Origin of the sequence: Streptomyces sp. NPDC006463 (assembly GCF_042870715.1) — a bacterium.
GTDB lineage: Bacteria > Actinomycetota > Actinomycetes > Streptomycetales > Streptomycetaceae > Streptomyces.
Genome location: NZ_JBIAHP010000004.1, coordinates 143,535 through 158,805 on the forward strand (window position 1 = coordinate 143,535; position 15,271 = coordinate 158,805).

11 protein-coding genes are annotated in these 15,271 nt (G+C 75.2%); all 11 read right to left on the minus strand.

Annotation, left to right across the window (positions count from 1 at the left end; genetic code table 11):
- Nucleotides 1-35 precede the first annotated feature (35 nt).
- Nucleotides 36-1,853, minus strand: a complete 1,818-nt coding sequence (locus tag ACFYOB_RS09825; RefSeq protein ID WP_388557105.1) for a VgrG-related protein — start codon at nt 1,851-1,853, stop codon at nt 36-38.
- Entirely contained in the window at nt 1,850-2,575 is a 726-nt protein-coding gene (locus ACFYOB_RS09830; protein ID WP_388557108.1) for a LysM peptidoglycan-binding domain-containing protein, read from the minus strand. The genes ACFYOB_RS09825 and ACFYOB_RS09830 overlap by 4 nt, the downstream gene beginning before the upstream one ends.
- A 55-nt stretch (nt 2,576-2,630) precedes the next feature.
- Nucleotides 2,631-3,056, minus strand: a complete 426-nt coding sequence (locus tag ACFYOB_RS09835; RefSeq protein WP_030664136.1) for a phage tail protein — start codon at nt 3,054-3,056, stop codon at nt 2,631-2,633.
- A 34-nt stretch (nt 3,057-3,090) separates the two neighbouring features.
- Entirely contained in the window at nt 3,091-6,225 is a 3,135-nt protein-coding gene (locus tag ACFYOB_RS09840) for a hypothetical protein (RefSeq protein WP_388557113.1), read from the minus strand.
- 40 nt (nt 6,226-6,265) lie between these two features.
- Nucleotides 6,266-6,424, minus strand: a complete 159-nt coding sequence (locus ACFYOB_RS09845; protein WP_167344733.1) for a DUF6760 family protein — start codon at nt 6,422-6,424, stop codon at nt 6,266-6,268.
- Complete coding sequence (locus ACFYOB_RS09850; protein WP_388557117.1) at nt 6,421-6,918, minus strand: hypothetical protein; 498 nt, start codon at nt 6,916-6,918, stop codon at nt 6,421-6,423. The genes ACFYOB_RS09845 and ACFYOB_RS09850 overlap by 4 nt, the downstream gene beginning before the upstream one ends.
- Nucleotides 6,915-7,355, minus strand: a complete 441-nt coding sequence (locus ACFYOB_RS09855; protein WP_388557119.1) for a phage tail protein — start codon at nt 7,353-7,355, stop codon at nt 6,915-6,917. Before ACFYOB_RS09855 ends, ACFYOB_RS09850 begins: the two co-directional genes overlap by 4 nt.
- Before the next feature lie 38 nt (nt 7,356-7,393).
- On the minus strand, nt 7,394-8,959 hold the full coding sequence (locus tag ACFYOB_RS09860) for a phage tail sheath family protein (RefSeq protein ID WP_388557122.1): 1,566 nt from the start codon (nt 8,957-8,959) through the stop codon (nt 7,394-7,396).
- A 166-nt stretch (nt 8,960-9,125) separates the two neighbouring features.
- Nucleotides 9,126-11,231, minus strand: a complete 2,106-nt coding sequence (locus ACFYOB_RS09865; protein WP_388557126.1) for an AAA family ATPase — start codon at nt 11,229-11,231, stop codon at nt 9,126-9,128.
- Nucleotides 11,228-11,932 carry a DUF4255 domain-containing protein gene (locus ACFYOB_RS09870; protein ID WP_388557128.1) on the minus strand — a complete coding sequence of 235 codons (705 nt, stop codon included), beginning with the start codon at nt 11,930-11,932 and terminating at the stop codon, nt 11,228-11,230. Before ACFYOB_RS09870 ends, ACFYOB_RS09865 begins: the two co-directional genes overlap by 4 nt.
- Nucleotides 11,929-15,111, minus strand: a complete 3,183-nt coding sequence (locus ACFYOB_RS09875; RefSeq protein WP_388557130.1) for a hypothetical protein — start codon at nt 15,109-15,111, stop codon at nt 11,929-11,931. The genes ACFYOB_RS09870 and ACFYOB_RS09875 overlap by 4 nt, the downstream gene beginning before the upstream one ends.
- Nucleotides 15,112-15,271: the final 160 nt, after the last annotated feature.

Genomic DNA, 15,271 nt, shown 5'->3' on the forward strand with positions numbered 1-15,271 from the left:
GGCATGGGTACGGGGACGGAGGGGGCGTGGGGGCTTCAGTTGATCCGGATGAGCCGGGCCTTGAGGACGGCGAGCAGGCCGCCGTCGACGGTGACGTCCGCGGTGCCGTTCACCCGGACCGACCGGCCGCCGATGCTGACCCCGGCGGTGCCGTCGATGTCCACCTGGCGGCCGGACACCTTCACGGTGCCCTGCCGGGCGTCCAGCGTGATGCCGTTCTTGTCCAGGAGGACCGAGGTCAGCGGACGGCCCCGGCCCGCGTACACGGTGAGCTCGATCCGGTCCCGCCGGTCGTCCATGCGTACTTCGAGCCGCTCGTCCCCGGTCACCAGCCGCAGCCCGGAGGGGCCCGGCGCCGCCGCGTCCAGCAGTTCCACGCGGTGTCCCGAACGCGACACCACCGAGCGGCGGTTGACCTTGCCGCTGGTCTTGTCGATCAGCGGCACGTCGTGCGGTGAGGGCTGGTCCACGCCGTTGTAGAGCCCGCCGATGACGTACGGACTGTCGAGCAGGCCCTGCTCGAACCCGACCAGCACCTCGTCGTTGACCTCGGGGCTCACCACCCCGCCGCCGCCCTTGCCGCCCCACTGGACGGTGCGCACCCAGTCCGTGACGTAGGTGTCGTCCAGCCAGGGGAACTTCAGCCGCACCGCGCCGCGTTGGGAGCCGTTCGGCTCGCGCACGTCCGTCACCACGCCGATCGCCAGGCCGGGGATGCGCGGCCCGCGCCCCGGCGCGTTGGCGCCGGTCACCAGGCCGGTCAGGGAGCGGTCCGGGCTGGCGCTGACCCACACGGTCGTGCGGAAGCCCCCGTGCGGCTCCAGGACGTGCTGCACGGCCGTCGCCGTGTACCGGCCGGAGAACGCCTGTCCGACGTTGCCGAGTGCCACCGGCTTGCCGGCCCGCAGCAGCGGGTTCCCTTCGGCCACCGCCTCCAACTCGCCGAAGCCGGCGCTGATCTGGGCGGCCGCCGCCTTCGCGACCGCCGTCGTCTCGGCCTGCGTACGGTAGGGGGTGTCCGTGACGGACACGGCCGTCGCCCCGAACCGGGCGGCGGTCTGGGGGCCGAGGCCCGGCACCACCGTGTCGCTGACCACGGCCGGATGCTCGGCGACCAGCGGCCGCTTCGTGGTCACGTCCCAGCCGCGCACCTGCACCTTCGAGGCGCCGTCGGCGGCCGACAGCGCGGCCCGCAGGGCGAGGAGGTTCCGCCCGTACTCCAGGACCATCGGGTCGCGCACCGCCGACGTCGACGGGGCGGGCGCCCCCGACGCCTTCACGGGCCGGGTGAACTGGAGCAGCCCCTTGTCGTCGACGCGCACCTGCGCGCCGCTCTCGCCGGCGAGGAACTGCAGGAAGTCCCAGTCGGAGACGTTCGCCTGGGACAGCTGCTTGTACGTGACCGGCGCGGCCTCCACCTTCCCGACGGCGAGTCCGGCTCCGGCCGCCACCTTGCGGACGATGGCGGCGGCCGTCATGTTCCGGTACGCCACGACCTTGCGGCCGCGCTGGAGGCGGTGCGCCTTGGAGTAGGCACGTACGACGGTGAACGAGCCGGTGCGGTCACGGTCGATCTCCAGGGCCGTGACCTCGCCGTTGAACAACCGCTCCCGCGCCTGCCCCTTCACGGTCGCCACCGACACCCGCAGCGGGGTGCCGATGGTGATGCCGGTGGCGCGCAGGAACTCGTGGTCGGGGTCGCGGTAGGTGAGCACCGCCGTGTCGGGCAGGCCCACGTTCTCGTCCACCACGCAGCTCACCAGTTGCGCCGCCCAGATCTGCGGCAGTTCGCCGGGGGCCTCGACTATCGGGTCGGCCGCGAACGACCGGCCTCCGGGTTCGGATCCGCTCACCGCTGCTCCTCCTCGCCGTGCTGGTCCCGCGTGCCCGGCACCACGATCTCGGTGCCGGGGACGAGTGCCATCGGGTCGTCTATGCCGTTGGCCTCCGCGATGACCCGCCAGGCCGTCGCGTCGCCGTATTCGCGCCAGGCCAGCATGGCCAGACTGTCGCCCGCCACCACGGTGTGCGTGCTGCGGGCGGTGCGTGAGCCGGAGGTCGGGTTCTGGCCGGGCGGGTCGACGCTCGCCTCCTCGATGGACAGCGAGCAGGTGGCCCGCAGCGGCCTGCCGTCCACGTCGAAGAGCGTGTACGACACCGACAGGCTCGACAGGACCCCGTCGAACGACGTGGTCCGCGCGCTGCCCCACTCGAAACGCACCCACGGGCTCGCCGGCTTCTTGCGGCCGAGGCTGGCCGGGGTCGGCACGCACGCCTTCATCAGCTTCTCCACGGCCTGCTCCACCGAGTTGTCGTGGGTGGCGGTGGCGTCCAGGAACACCTCCAGGCTCAGGGTGCGCGGGCCGCTTCCCACGAACTCGGGCAGCGCCGACTGACCCGCCATCCGGGACGGGGACCGCCGCCACTCGGTGGTCTTGCCCAGCTGCAGCGTCGAGGGGTTGAACTGGAGGTCGAGCCGGGCGACCGTCCCGCCGGGCTTGGCCCCGACCGAGGCCGGGGGCTCTTTGAGGGTGAGCTGGGCCCTGGCGCGGCTGGCGCGTGCCGAAGAGGCCATGCCGTGGACTTCCTTCCGGAGCGGCGAGGACGAGGAGGAGCAGGGGGACGGGAGGTCAGGAGGGCAGCAGGCCCGCGTGGGCGATCTCCAGGGTTTCCACCGCCGCCGCGGAGTTGGCGGGGTCGAAGGACGGCCCCTGCCAGCGCACCGGGACGATCCCGAACACCTGCCAGCTGATGATCCGGCTCAGGTCGGGCCGCAGTGCCACGATCTCGCCGTCCTTCGGTTCGACCCGCCGCAGCGTCTCGTCCAGCCAGCGGCCGATCTTCGCCGTGTCGGCGGTGACGGGCCGGGTGAGGGTGATGTTCGACCAGGTCACGCGCCCGGGCAGCTGCCAGGTGAAGCCGTTGTTGCCGCCCTCGGCGTAGCTCTCCATCTCGACCTCGGCGCCCATGCCCGAGCAGGTGTGGAAGGCGCCCAGGTCGTTGCCGCCGATCGCCAGCCGGAAGAACACGCTGGTCGCGAAGATGTTGTCCGTCATCGGTCCGTCGTCCGTTTCTCGTTCGTACGTGTTCTCAGCGGCGGCCGTCGAAGGGCCTGCCCGCGCGTTCCCGGCCGCGCCGCAGCTCGGTGCGCAGGAGGCGGGCGACCGGATCGAGCAGACGCCGTGCCAGGTCGTCCATGTCGAGGTCGCCGCCGTGCGGGAGCGCGTCGCCGGGGGAGGTCCGAGCGGGGTTGCTCCGGCTGGAGGCGGAGGCGGAGGCGGAGGCGGCGGTGGAGGTGGAGGTGGAGGTGGTCCGGCCCGGGCTGGTCCGGCCGCCGCCCGTGTCGCGCTGCACCGGAGGCGGGCCGCTGGCCGGAGGTGGCGGGGGGACGGGCGTTCCCGGGGCGCCGGCGGGGGCCGACGTCCTGGGCCGTACGACGGGTACCGGTCCGGCGGCCGAGGCGGCGGGGGCCGGCTGGACCACGAGCGGCGGTGTGTACGGGCCGGTCACGGGCAGGGGAGCCGCCGTGGCACGGGCCGCGGGCGACGCGGGCGCCGGGCGCACGGGATGTGCGGGGCGCGGGGGTACGGGGGCCGGGGCGCGCCTCCCGTCGGCGGCTCGCTGGATCTGCTGCGTCTGCTGCGTCTGCTGCGGTGCGGCGGTGGACGGGGCGGACCAGCGGGCCGGGACCACGGGGCGGCCTGCCGGGCGGGGGCGGGGGGCGGCGGCCGGCGCCGCCCCCATGCCCGCCACGTCAAGGGTGCCGAGGGACAGGGGCCGAGCCGCCAAGAGCTGGAGGGCCCGGGGTGCGGTCGCGTCCGGCGCGGCCGTCCCCCCGACGGCGCGGGCGGCGACGAGCGGGACCGGGCCGGAACGCTGCGGGGCGGCGGTGGCCCGCTGGACGGGCGGACGAGCCCCGGCCGGTCCGCCGGTACGGGGCTGCGCGTCACCCACGCCCGCGCCCAGCAGGGGCGCGTGGACCCGGGACCCGGAGGAGGCGGCGGACGCGGGTACGGCGGCACTCGCCGGCATCGACGGCAGGGGCGCCCCGAGACCACTGCGCACGCGCGGCGCGGCCGGCGCCGGGCCGCTCGCCGCGGGCTCTGCCTGGCGCTGCACGGTGGGCATGGCCGGAGTCGGCGTCGCCGCCGTGGTGGGGTCCGATGGTGTGGCCGTGGGCGGGAGCTCGGCGAGGGGTGCGCCGAGGGGTGCGCGGGTGCGCATCCGCTGTACGGGCGTCTCCGCTGCCGGGCCGCCCGCGGGCATGGCCGGGGTGGCGGCGACCTGCTGGGCCGGTGTCTTCGGTGCCGGGCCGACGGCCGGGGCTTCTGCCTGGCGCTGCAGGGTGGGCATGGCCGGAGTCGGCGTCGCCGCCGTGGTGGGGTCCGACGGTGTGGCCGTGGGCGGGAGCTCGGCGAGGGGTGCGCCGAGGGGTGCGCGGGTGCGCATCCGCTGTACGGGCGTCTCCGCTGCCGGGCCGCTCGCCGCTGGTTCCGCCTGGCGCTGCACGGTGGGCATGGCCGGAGTCGGCGTCGCCGCCGTGGTGGGGTCCGACGGTGTGGCCGTGGGCGGGAGCTCGGCGAGGGGCGCGCCGAGGGGTGCGCGGGTGCGCGTCCGCTGTACGGGCGTCTCCGGGGGGCCGCCTGCGGGCATGGCCGGGGTGGCGGCGACCTGCTGGGCCGGTGCCTTCGGTGCCGGGCCGACGGCCGAGGCTTCTGCCTGGCGCCGCACAGTCGGCATGGCGGGGGTGGGGCTCGACGGTGGGGCTGGGATCGGCAGCTCGATGAGGGGCGCGTGGGTGCCCTCCCGCTGTACCGGGGCCCCCGAGGCGGCCGGGCCGGTCCCCGAGGCTTCGGTCTGGCGCTGCACCGTGGGCATGGCCGGTGCCGGGGTCGCCGCAGGGGGGCTCGACGGTCCTGCCGTGGACGGGAGTTCGGGGAGCGGGATGCCGAGCGGGGCGCGGGTCTGCGCATGCTGCACGGGCGTGTCCGGGCCGGCCGCAGGCATGACGGGAGCGGTGTGCGGCGCGGCGGAGAGCCGCACGGCGGACACGCGACGCCGGGGCGTGGCAGCGACCCGGGCGGTGGTGAGCGCACGCCCGACGGGGCGCGGCCGGACCACGGCGGGGGCCGCCGGGGCGGGCGCCCCCTCGCCCGGACGACCGGGCCGGTCGCCCGCGGGCGTCCGTACGGCGGCGGGTGCGCCGGACCCGGAGGGACGTGCCGTGGTGCGCTGGACGGGCGGGCCGGACACGGCTTCGGCGGAGGTCCCGGGGACCACCGCGATGCGGCGGACGATCGGGAACTGCGCAGGCGGGGTCGCCGTACGGCCGGGCTCGCCAGGGGAGACGGCGGCCCGCTGCACGGCGGGCGCGGACGCCCCGAGCACGGCTGCGGAGTGCGTGGACGTGAGGCCCCGCGTACCGGATCCGGATCCGTCCCGGGGCCGTTCGCGGGACGGTGTCACGGAGCTCGCCGAAGACGTCGGCGCCCCCGGATCCGCGGCCGGGACGGGCGTCGTCGTGCCCGACTTCGCCGTGCCCGCGCCACCCCTGGCAGAGGCGCGCGAGACGACCGGGCCCGGTGCGCGGTCGGCGCCGCGGGACGTGCCCGACGCGGTCGTGGGCTGCGGATCCGCGGCCGGGACGGGCGTCGTCGTGTCCGACTTCGCTGTGCCGGCGTCATCCTGGGCGGGTCCGCGTGAGACGACCGGACCCGGCCTGCCGTGGTCCGGCGTGGACGGGGCCGTGCCGGAGCGCGCCGGGCCGGTTCCCGACGGCGGGGCGCCGGGTCGCGTGCGGCGTGAGACCTGCGGGATGTCGCGCCGCTGCGACGACGCTCCCGGAGCCGACGGCCGCACCGGCTCCGCCTGCCCGGCCGGCTCCTGCGCGCCGGGCTCGGTGCGCAGTGCCCGCAGGAGCAGGGGGCCGCCGCCGCTGTGGGTGGGGCGGGCGGTAGCGGGGCGGGCGACCCCGCGTACGAGACCGGCCGGGGCGGACGGCAGCAGGGCGTGGGCGAGTCCCGTGTCGAACGACGGGTCGCGCCACGCGGCCAGGCCGGAGCGGAAGGCGAGCCCGTCACTGACGCCCATCGGCGCGCGCGACACGGTCAGTCCGGGCGGCGAGGTCATGCGCCAGCCGCCGTCCCAGTCGCCGGGCACGGCGACGTCCCGTGCCGCAGCCGTGCCCTGGTCCGCCACCGCCGGCGCGGCCGCGCTGTTCGGCACAGCGGCACGCCGACGCAGCCTGTCCCGCCATGCCATCTGTTCAACCGCCTTCGTTCACACGGGTGTTGATACGAGCTATCTCGGTGACCCAGTCCTGGCGCTCGCCGTGGGTCAGGTCGAGGATCTCGTCGCGCCGCCAGTGGAAGTGGTAGGCGATGTACGCGATCTCCTCCCGGAGCCGGGGGAGCGCGTACGTCACGATTCCCCCAGGCGCCCACCGGAGAGGTCGACCTCGAAGCCGCCGTCGCAGTGCGGGCAGGTGACCGCCGCGCGGGTGTGGCCCTCGCTGTTGACGCGCCGGTAGAAGTCCTGGAGGAACGCGACGTCGGTCGCGTACATCCGCTCGACGACCCCGGCGTGCACGTCGGTGATGGTGCCGAGCCGGGTGATCACCTGGCTCAGCAGCACCACGCTCAGGTACGCCGGGTTCTCCTTGACCCGAAGGTCGATCTGGGGGCGCAGCTCGTCGCGGGCGGTGGCCAGGCGCATCGCGCCCTGCCGGTGCACCGTGCCCGCCTCGTCCACGTACCCGCGCGGCAGCTCGAACTCGAACTCCGTGCGCAGCCCGTGGTCCTCGCGACGGGCCGGAGCGGCGGCGGCCGGGGGCGCCGCCGCCTGCTCCGGGGCTTGGGTGGGCGCCGTGACCTGGAGGATCTCCTCCAGGCTGCCCGCAGTCACGGTACGGCGCCTCATTCGACGATGATCTCCTCGAACACGATGGTCACGGACTCGGTGGCCGCGGCGGACTCGCCGGCCTTGAGGGAGGGGCCCTCCCACTTGGAGGCCCAGCCCTGCATCAGCTGGATGCGGCGGACGGTCGATCCGGTGGAGTCCTTGATCTCGATGGTGAGGTTCTGTCGCGCGGTGTCGACGGCGCCGTTGTTCAGGGTCTCCTTGATCCACTTGGTGAACTCGCTGCTCTTGTCGAGTCCCCGGGTGATCGTGACCTCGCCCGCCTGGCGTGCGCCGGGCTGCTTGCGGATGATCTGCTTGCCCTCCGCGCTGACCTGGCGGACCTCGACGACCTCTTCCTCGACGGTCAGGCCGCTGATCTCCTGGATCGATTCGACCAGGTAGCCGCCGAGCTGTACGCCGAAGATATGGGTGGAAAGAGCATCGCCCTCTGCCATGACTGTCCTTCACCTTTCCTTGCTGCTGCCCCGGAGGGTCACTCGTCGATGAGGCTGGTGCTGTCGGAGAACTGGGCCAGCCGGAACACCACGAACTCGGCGGGCTTGACGGGCGACACACCGATCTCGCACACCACGCGGCCCTGGTCGATCGACTCCTGCGGGTTGTTGTCCCGGTCGCACTTGACGTAGAACGCCTCCGCCGCCGTGCGGCCGAACAGTGCGCCACGGCGCCACTCCTCGGTCAGGAACGCGGTGACGTTGCGCCGGATGCTCGACCACAGCCGGTCGTCGTTGGGCTCGAAGACCACCCACTGGGTGCCCAGGAGGATGGACTCCTCCAGGTAGTTGAAGAGGCGGCGCACGTTCAGGTAGCGCCAGGCCGGATCCGAGGAGAGGGTGCGCGCGCCCCAGATGCGGATGCCCCGGCCGGGGAAGGCCCGTACGCAGTTCACGCCGATCGGGTTGAGCAGGTCCTGCTCGCCCTTGCTCAGGCGCAGTTCCAGGTCCACCGCGCCGCGGATCACCTCGTTGGCGGGGGCCTTGTGCACACCGCGCTCGGCGTCGCTGCGCGCCCACACACCGGCGATGTGGCCGCTCGGCGGGACGGTCGTGTTGTGCCCGGCGGCCGGGTCGAAGACCCGCACCCACGGGTAGTAGAGGGTGGCGTAGCGGGAGTCGTAGCCCGCCTCGTCGTTGCGCCAGGTGCGCACCTGCTGCGCGGAGAGCCCGGGCGGGGTGTCCAGGACGGCCACCCGGTCGCCCATCTGCTCGCAGTGGGAGATCACCGCGAGCTGCACGGTGCGCACGCCTTCGGCGTCGATGTCGCCGCGCTGGTAGGCGCTCATCAGGTCCGGGACCGCGACCATGGTGATCTCGTCGATGGTCTCCAGGCCGGCGAAGCCGGTGCGGGCGCCCGCGTCGCCGACGTACTCGGCCGGGTCGAGCCGGGACACGGTGCCGTTGCCGGTCGCGGCGGGCACGGCGGTCGGGGCGTCGGGCAGGGCCACGGTCTGGCCGGCGGGCCGGGTCTGGGCGGCGGCCCGCTGCTCGGTGACCTCGATCAGCTTCGAGGCGCGCGCCTGGGTGACGAGGTAGCCCTTGACGTTCTTGCGGGCGGAGACCTCGAAGGTCTCGGCGACCTGCTCGCCCTGGCGGACCAGGAGCTTGAAGCGGTCCTCGGGCGGGTTCTCCCCGTCCGCGTCGGCGATCTCCACGGACACGCCGGTGACGCCCGGCCGCGCCGTGATCAGGAAGCCGCCGAGTTCGACGGGCTCCGCCGCGCGGGGCTGGGGGACCGCTCCCGCGGCGGCCGGTGCGGCGGAGGCGTCGCTGCGGTCGGACCCGCCGATGCGGACGACGTACGCGGCGCCGCCGCCGTTGGCGAAGTACCCGTAGACGGCGTGGGGCAGGTAGGTGCCCTCGGTGAAGCCGCCGAAGTGCTGGGAGTACTGGTCCCAGCTGGTGACCAGCGTCGGTTCGTGGAAGGGCCCGCTCTGGGCGAACCCGACGAACGCGGCGACGGCGGTGCCGACCCCTTCGATCGGGCGAGCACCGGACTGCACCTCCTCCACGTACACGCCCGGGGTGAGGTACGTCGGCATGCTCGCTCCTTCGTCACGGCTTTGCAATCAGGACTGGTCACAGCCTTTCCGGCCGCCGCCGCCGGCGGCAGGGGCGTTCGGACCTGGCCAGGGGCAAGTGCGCTGCCCTTACGGTCGCCCCCGTCGGGCCGTCCAGGCAGCCCGCCCGGCCGGTCCGCCGCCGGGGTCACACGTCCGTGACCTGGCCCAGGTACGGCCCGAACTCACCCTCCAGGACCAGGCGGCCGAGCTTGCGGTACTCCTGGGCGACCGCCGTCACCACCTGGCGCATGGTCAGCGGTTCGCCCGAGGCGGCCGCGGAGTAGGCGGCCGTCACCGCGCAGGCCCGGATCGAGCCCCCGGCGAGTTCGAACCGGTCGGCACAGAAACCGAGATCGAGGTCGCCGGCCCGGGGCAGCCGGTCGCCCAGGCACCGTTCCCACAGGGCCAGGCGCTGGGCTGCGTCGGGCACCGGGAAGTCCGCGATCACGTCGAGGCGGCGGGTGAACGCCTCGTCGAGGTTGGCCCGCAGGTTGGTGGTCAGGATGGCGATGCCGTCGAAGGACTCCATCCGCTGGAGCAGGTACGCCGACTCCATGTTGGCGTGCTTGTCGTGGGCGTCCTTGACCTCCGAGCGCTTCCCGAAGATCGCGTCGGCCTCGTCGAACAGCAGCACCGCGTTGACGGCCGACGCCTCGGTGAAGATCCGTTCCAGGTTCTTCTCGGTCTCACCGACGTACTTGTCGACGACCGTGGACAGGTCCACCACGTACAGGTCCATGCCCAGGTCGGCCGCCACGACCTCGGCGGACATGGTCTTGCCGGTGCCGGAGGAACCCGCGAACAGCGCGATCACCCCGCGCCCGCGCCCGCCGCCGGGCCGCATGCCCCACTGCCCGAGCACCTGGTCGCGGTGGCGCGCGCGCACCGCGAGTTCACGCAGCCGGCGGTGGGTGGGGCCGGGCAGCACCAGGTCGTCCCAGCCCACGGCGGGCTCCACCCGGCGGGCGAGGCGGGCCAGGCCCGCGCCGTTCTGGGCCCGTACGGCGCTGCGCAGGTCGTCGGGGGAGACCGGGCGGGCAGAGAGCGCGGCCGTGCGCACCGCGGTGTCGGCGGCGCGGCGCAGCTGCCCGGCGTCGAGGCGGTGCGCGGACACTGACCGGGCGAGCGCGTCGACCTCGCCCGCGTCCCCGCGTTCGCCGGCGGCCCGCTCCAGCGCGTGGCGCCAGCGCACGGCCTGCCGCTCGGGGGTGGGGGCCGCCACCGTCAGGGTGACGGGGGTGGCGGCCGCCCAGGCGGGCTCCCAGCCGCTCGTACCGTGCGTGAACAGGGGGATGCCGCGCAGCACCGTGCACAGGGTGCGCAGGACGTGGGCCCGCTCGTCGGGTTTGTCGGGCAGTTCCTCCAGCGGCCCGAGCAGCACACCGGCGCCGAGCAGGCGGGCCTCGCGGGCGGCGGCGCGGGCGAGTGCGGGCAGGGCGCGGGTGTGGTGGGTCAGTGCCGCCGGGTCGAGGACCAGGGGGCGCAGCCCGCAGGCGTGCAGTGCGGCGGCGGCCAGGCCCTCGGGGTCGCCGCCGCGGGTCCGCAGGTGGACGTGGCCGGTGCCGCTCGTGGCAGCGGCGGCTGCCCGGAGCAGTTCGTCGGGGTCGACGGCCGGGTCGTCGGCGGCCTCGCCGAGCACCTCGGCCAGACGCGGATCGGGCGCGGCGTGGCCGAGCAGGTGGGCGGTGACCCGGTCCGGGACGGCCAGCACCCGGGACAGGGGCGGCCGTTCGGCCTCCGCGACCTCCAGCAGGCCGCCCGCGACGAGCGGTGCGCCGGGGGAGAGCCGGAACCGGGCGGCCGCGACCCGGCTGCGGCCGCACAGTTCGAGGGCGAGTCCGACGGTCGGCCGACGCCGTGTCACGTCGTCGTTGAGGTAGCCGTAGAGCCGTTCGAAGCGGGCGTCCAGGTCCGGCGCCAGGGCGACCAGGAGCAGGTCCACGTCCAGCGGCTCCAGCCCGAAGCGCGTGGCGAGGACGTCGAGCGGCGAGCCGGGCGGAGGGCCGCCCGGTCCCAGCGCGGGCAGGCCCGGGCCGTGCTCCTCGTCCAGGATCCGGGCGACCGCCTCGGGCGTGAAGTACTGGCCCCGGTAGGGGTCGTCCAGGTCGGGATCGACGGCGCGACGGCGCGCCACGGCCAGCCGTACCCGCTCCTCGACGAGCCGCAGCCGTGTCCACAGGTACGGGACCTCGTCGGCGCGGGCCCGGTCCGGGGCCGGGTCCGGTGCCGGGGGCCGGAGGGCGTGCGTCACGGCTGCCGTTCTCCTCGTCGGCGGCGGGCGGGAGCCTTGGGCCGTTCCCGGGAGCCGCCGAAGCCTTCCGGCCCCGGTGCGCCCAGTTCGAGGTAGCGCAGCCGGCGCGGGCTCCCGTCCTCGCCCGGTCCGGCCTGCGGTACGGAGTTCACCACGAGGCCCTCGGTGACGGGCGGGGCCGCGACCCTGCTGATGCCTGCCAGCGGTGCCTTCACGCGCAGCCCGAGGGACGGCTTCAGCTCGCCGCCCAGCGCCGACCACACGTCGGAGGCGGCCGGTGCGTCCATCCCGGTGCCGCCCGCGTCCACGTCCACGAGCAGGCCGAGCTCGGCGAGCGTGCCACTCAGCAGGCGCGGCGGCAGCGTGTCGGTGGACACGAGGCAGGAGAGCACCTGGGAGAGCAGCCGGTGCTCGTCCTGTGGTCTGCTCGCCCAGGCGGTGACCAGGTACGTCAGCTCGAACCAGCGCGGCGGGGTGCGGCGCGCGACGACGAACCCGTCCGCGTCGTGGACCTCGCCCGCGCCGCTGCCGCGCCGGGTCGGGTCCTCCCTGATGTCGTACAGGAACACGCAGACCGTGGGCGCGCTGCGGCGTGCCGCCCAGTCACGGGTCGGAGCGTCGAACACGACCTCGACGCCCGACGCCTCCAGGCCGGATTCCGCCAGCAGCCGCCGCAGCCCCTCGTCGACCTCGTGGATCATCGGCGGGTCACCTCGTCGGGCGGCTGCACCGTGCCGTTGACCACGAGGAAGTCGGTCTGCACCGGGGAGAAGCCGGGGCCGCTCGCGGTGATGACACGGGGGCCGGTCTGGTCCTTGGCGAGGATCAGCAGCTGGCCGATGAACGTGCCGTCGGACCGGGGGAAGGTCGGTGCCGCCGCGGCCGTGATGCCCGGCTTCCACGTGAACCGCACGGGCACGCCGGGCGGGAAGTCCTCGCCGCGCACCGAGGTGACGAAGCCGGGCCTGCCGATCGGCGGCACGGCGACGATGCGCGGCTGGAGGATGCGCAGCTGCTGCTGGGCGGTGTTGTCGCCGGGATCGGCGTCCGTGCCGGTCGTGGTCAGGCTGCCGGTCACGACGCCGGTGAGCGCCTTGTCGGGGTTGAGGACGACCCGCACGACGGTCCGGGCGCCCGGAGCCAGGTCCGGCAGTGCGCACTGCCAGTTCTGGTCGCAACCCGGCGGCGGCCCGGCGTCGGGCACGCCCTGAGGGAGGCCGATGCGCAGCCGCAGGCCGGTGGCCAGGGCGCTCTGCCCGTTGCGGACGGTGTACGTGACGACGACGCGGCCGCCGACGTAGCCGGGGTTCGGCTGCGCCGTGACGCTCACCCCGGGGCCGGCCTGGGGTGCGGGCGGCTCCGGCTGCGGCGTGGGCGTCGTGGGCGGGGTCGTCGGCGGGACCGGGGTCGGCGTCGGCGGGGTGGGGGTCGGCGGGGTGGGGGTCGGCTTAGGGGGTACGGGTGCCTCGTGCACCGGCACCACGGTCCGCCCGGCGTTGTCGCTGGGGCGGGGGTCGAGGACGGTGCCGGTGACCGACCAGTCCACCGGCTGGTCGCCCGGGGTGAGGCCGGTGAGGGTGACGGTCACGGGGACGGTGGCGCCGGGCGGCACCACGCCCAGGGCGCAGGTCAGGGCCGCGGCGTCGCAGGTGGCGCCGGGTGCGGTGAGCGCGGTGACGTTCACGCCGAGCGGGGGCGCGACGGTCAGCCGGGTGCCGGGTGAGGCCGCCGGGCCGTGGTTGACGACGTCCACCCGGACGGTGGCGGAGCCGCCGACGGTCAGCGGCGCGGCCTTCTCGGGTGCGCGCACCGCGAGGTCCACCGACTGCTGGACGCTGGGTTCCTTCTGACGGCCCGGCAGACCGGTGACGAGCAGGTTGTGGGCGCCGGTCGCCACGTCCACCAGCTTCAGCTTCTCCGGGCTGTTGGCGGCCCGGGAGCCGCGGGCGGTGAGCACCAGGCTCTTGCCGTCGGCGGTCCAGGCGGCGTCGCGGGGCTGGAAGGGTCCGGAGCCGGTGGTCTCGGGCAGTTCGCGGCCGCAGGCCCCCGGCTTGTCGCGGGCGGCGTCGGGCAGCAGGACCCGGCAGGTGCCGCCCGCCGGGGAGGCGAGCAGGATGCCGCTGCGCTCGTCGACACGGCCGCCGCCGTTCTTGCGGTTGAAGGCGACGGTGGCGCCGTCCGGTGAGAACGCCGGGCTGTCGTCGATGACTTCGCAGGCACCGGGACAGATGGTGGCGCTCAGGTCGCGCTGCCGGTCCAGGTGGTCCACGGGCACGGTCCAGATGTGCTTGTTGCCGCCACCGCCGTTGATCACCAGATTGCGGGTGAAGGCCAGGGTCGTGCCGTCGGAGGACCACGTCGGCTGGGCGTCGCCGCCCCGGGGCCGGCCCGCGGGCGGGGTGATCTCGCCGCGGATCGCCCCGGTGGCGGCGTCCGCGATCAGGATGCGCGCGGGGCCCGCGGCATCGCCGACGCCGCCGGGCGACGTACGCGTGAAGGCGAGGTACTTGCCGTCGGGGGAGAACGTCGGATCGGTGTCCCAGTCCTTGGGTCCGCGGCCCGCGAGCGGCATGGCGGCCTCGCGGGTGCCGTCGGCGTCCGCCATCCAGATCCGTTCGATCCGGCCGTCGCGCGTGTCCTCGAAGCGGGTCAGCACGATCCGGCGCCCGTCGGGCGTGTAGTTCTGCCGCTCGGTCCACGGGTCGGAGCCGGGGGCCGGCTGGAACAGTGGGTCCTTGGCCGGGTCGGTGTTGGTGTCGGCCGCCGGGTCCTCGTTGAGGATGGTCAGGTTGAGGTCGCGGGGGTCGGAGCCGTCCGTCCGGGCGTCCTGCAGGGTCACGACGTGCGGCCCGGCCGACGAGATCCGCTCGACGACGGCCCCGCCGCCCTTGAGGGGACCGAGCCAAGTGGGCGAGCCGACCTCCCGGTTCTCGCTGAGTACGAGCTGCGGCGTGTCAGGCGAGTGCGCGGGCACCTGGAAGACGTGGTCCCAGTCGCCCTTGCAGTCACAGGTGCGGTCCGGGCTGAGGAAGAGCAGGCCGTTCCCGTCGGGCAGCCAGGCTGCCCCCCGGGTGCGCCAGCCCCCCTGGGTACCGGCCAGCAGCGGGCCGTCGCCACGCCCGTCGGTCCAGCGCAGGCGGGGCCCGTCGGGTCCGGTCGCGGTGTAGGCGATCACGTTCCGGTTGGCCGCGTCGTCCACCGGGTTCCACACCGGTTCGGTGGCCGTGCCGTTGGCGGGGTCGGTGACGCGGGTGGCGGAGCCGCCCCGCAGGGGGCGTACGTAGACCTGTCGGCCGACGGCCCGGTCGCCGTCGGAGGAGTACGCCAGGCGTCCGCCCTCCGGCGAGACCGTGGGGTGCTCCTCGTTCGCGGGGGTGTCCGTCAGCCGGGTCAGGCCGGTGCCGTCGGTGCGCACCAGCCACAGGTCGCGCTGGACGCCACCGGACGCGGCGGGCTGGACCGAGTCGAAGACGACCGACCGGCCGTCCGGGGTCAGCCGGGGGTTCGCCACGTCCAGGCCGCTGGTCAGACGGCGCACCGACCCGTCCGCGGACCGCAGGTAGACCTGCGGCGCCCGCTCGTCGCGGCGGCTGGCGAAGACCAACTGGTCGCCCTGCGCGGCGGGCTGGAGGTCCAGGTGCACCGGGCCCTCGCCGAACAGCGGTGTGCTGGACGTGTCGCTCGCCACCCTGCCCAGGCTGCGGTGGCGCGTACCGGCGTACGCGACCCGGCTGACCCCGGTGTCGGCCGCCAGGGTTCGTGCCTCGGCGTCGCCGGGGCCGGTGGCCGCCGTCGCCGCGAGCAAGGGGATCAGCAGCAGCAACGACGCGCCGACTCTCCCCCAGCGGGGTCGCCGACCGCCGGATCCACCCGTGGCCATCAGGGTCCACCTCACCGTCCGGTGCAGCATCTACGTATGACCCCGCCACCCTGCGGCCCCGCCGCTGCGGACCGGCAGGGCCGCGGGGCCGGATCCGGGGGAAGCGCCCGGTGCGCTTTCGGGCAGTGGCGGGCGCGGCCCGCACCTGCGGGGCCGCAGG

What these genes read in the sequence shown, in the direction of transcription:
- ACFYOB_RS09830 (WP_388557108.1), bottom strand. Translation starts at nt 2,575, where the DNA reads ATGGCCTCTTCGGCACGCGCCAGCCGCGCCAGGGCCCAGCTCACCCTC.
- ACFYOB_RS09835 (WP_030664136.1), bottom strand. Translation starts at nt 3,056, where the DNA reads ATGACGGACAACATCTTCGCGACCAGCGTGTTCTTCCGGCTGGCGATC.
- ACFYOB_RS09850 (WP_388557117.1), bottom strand. Translation starts at nt 6,918, where the DNA reads ATGAGGCGCCGTACCGTGACTGCGGGCAGCCTGGAGGAGATCCTCCAG.
- ACFYOB_RS09855 (WP_388557119.1), bottom strand. Translation starts at nt 7,355, where the DNA reads ATGGCAGAGGGCGATGCTCTTTCCACCCATATCTTCGGCGTACAGCTC.
- ACFYOB_RS09860 (WP_388557122.1), bottom strand. Translation starts at nt 8,959, where the DNA reads ATGCCGACGTACCTCACCCCGGGCGTGTACGTGGAGGAGGTGCAGTCC.
- ACFYOB_RS09870 (WP_388557128.1), bottom strand. Translation starts at nt 11,932, where the DNA reads ATGATCCACGAGGTCGACGAGGGGCTGCGGCGGCTGCTGGCGGAATCC.
- ACFYOB_RS09875 (WP_388557130.1), bottom strand. Translation starts at nt 15,111, where the DNA reads ATGGCCACGGGTGGATCCGGCGGTCGGCGACCCCGCTGGGGGAGAGTC.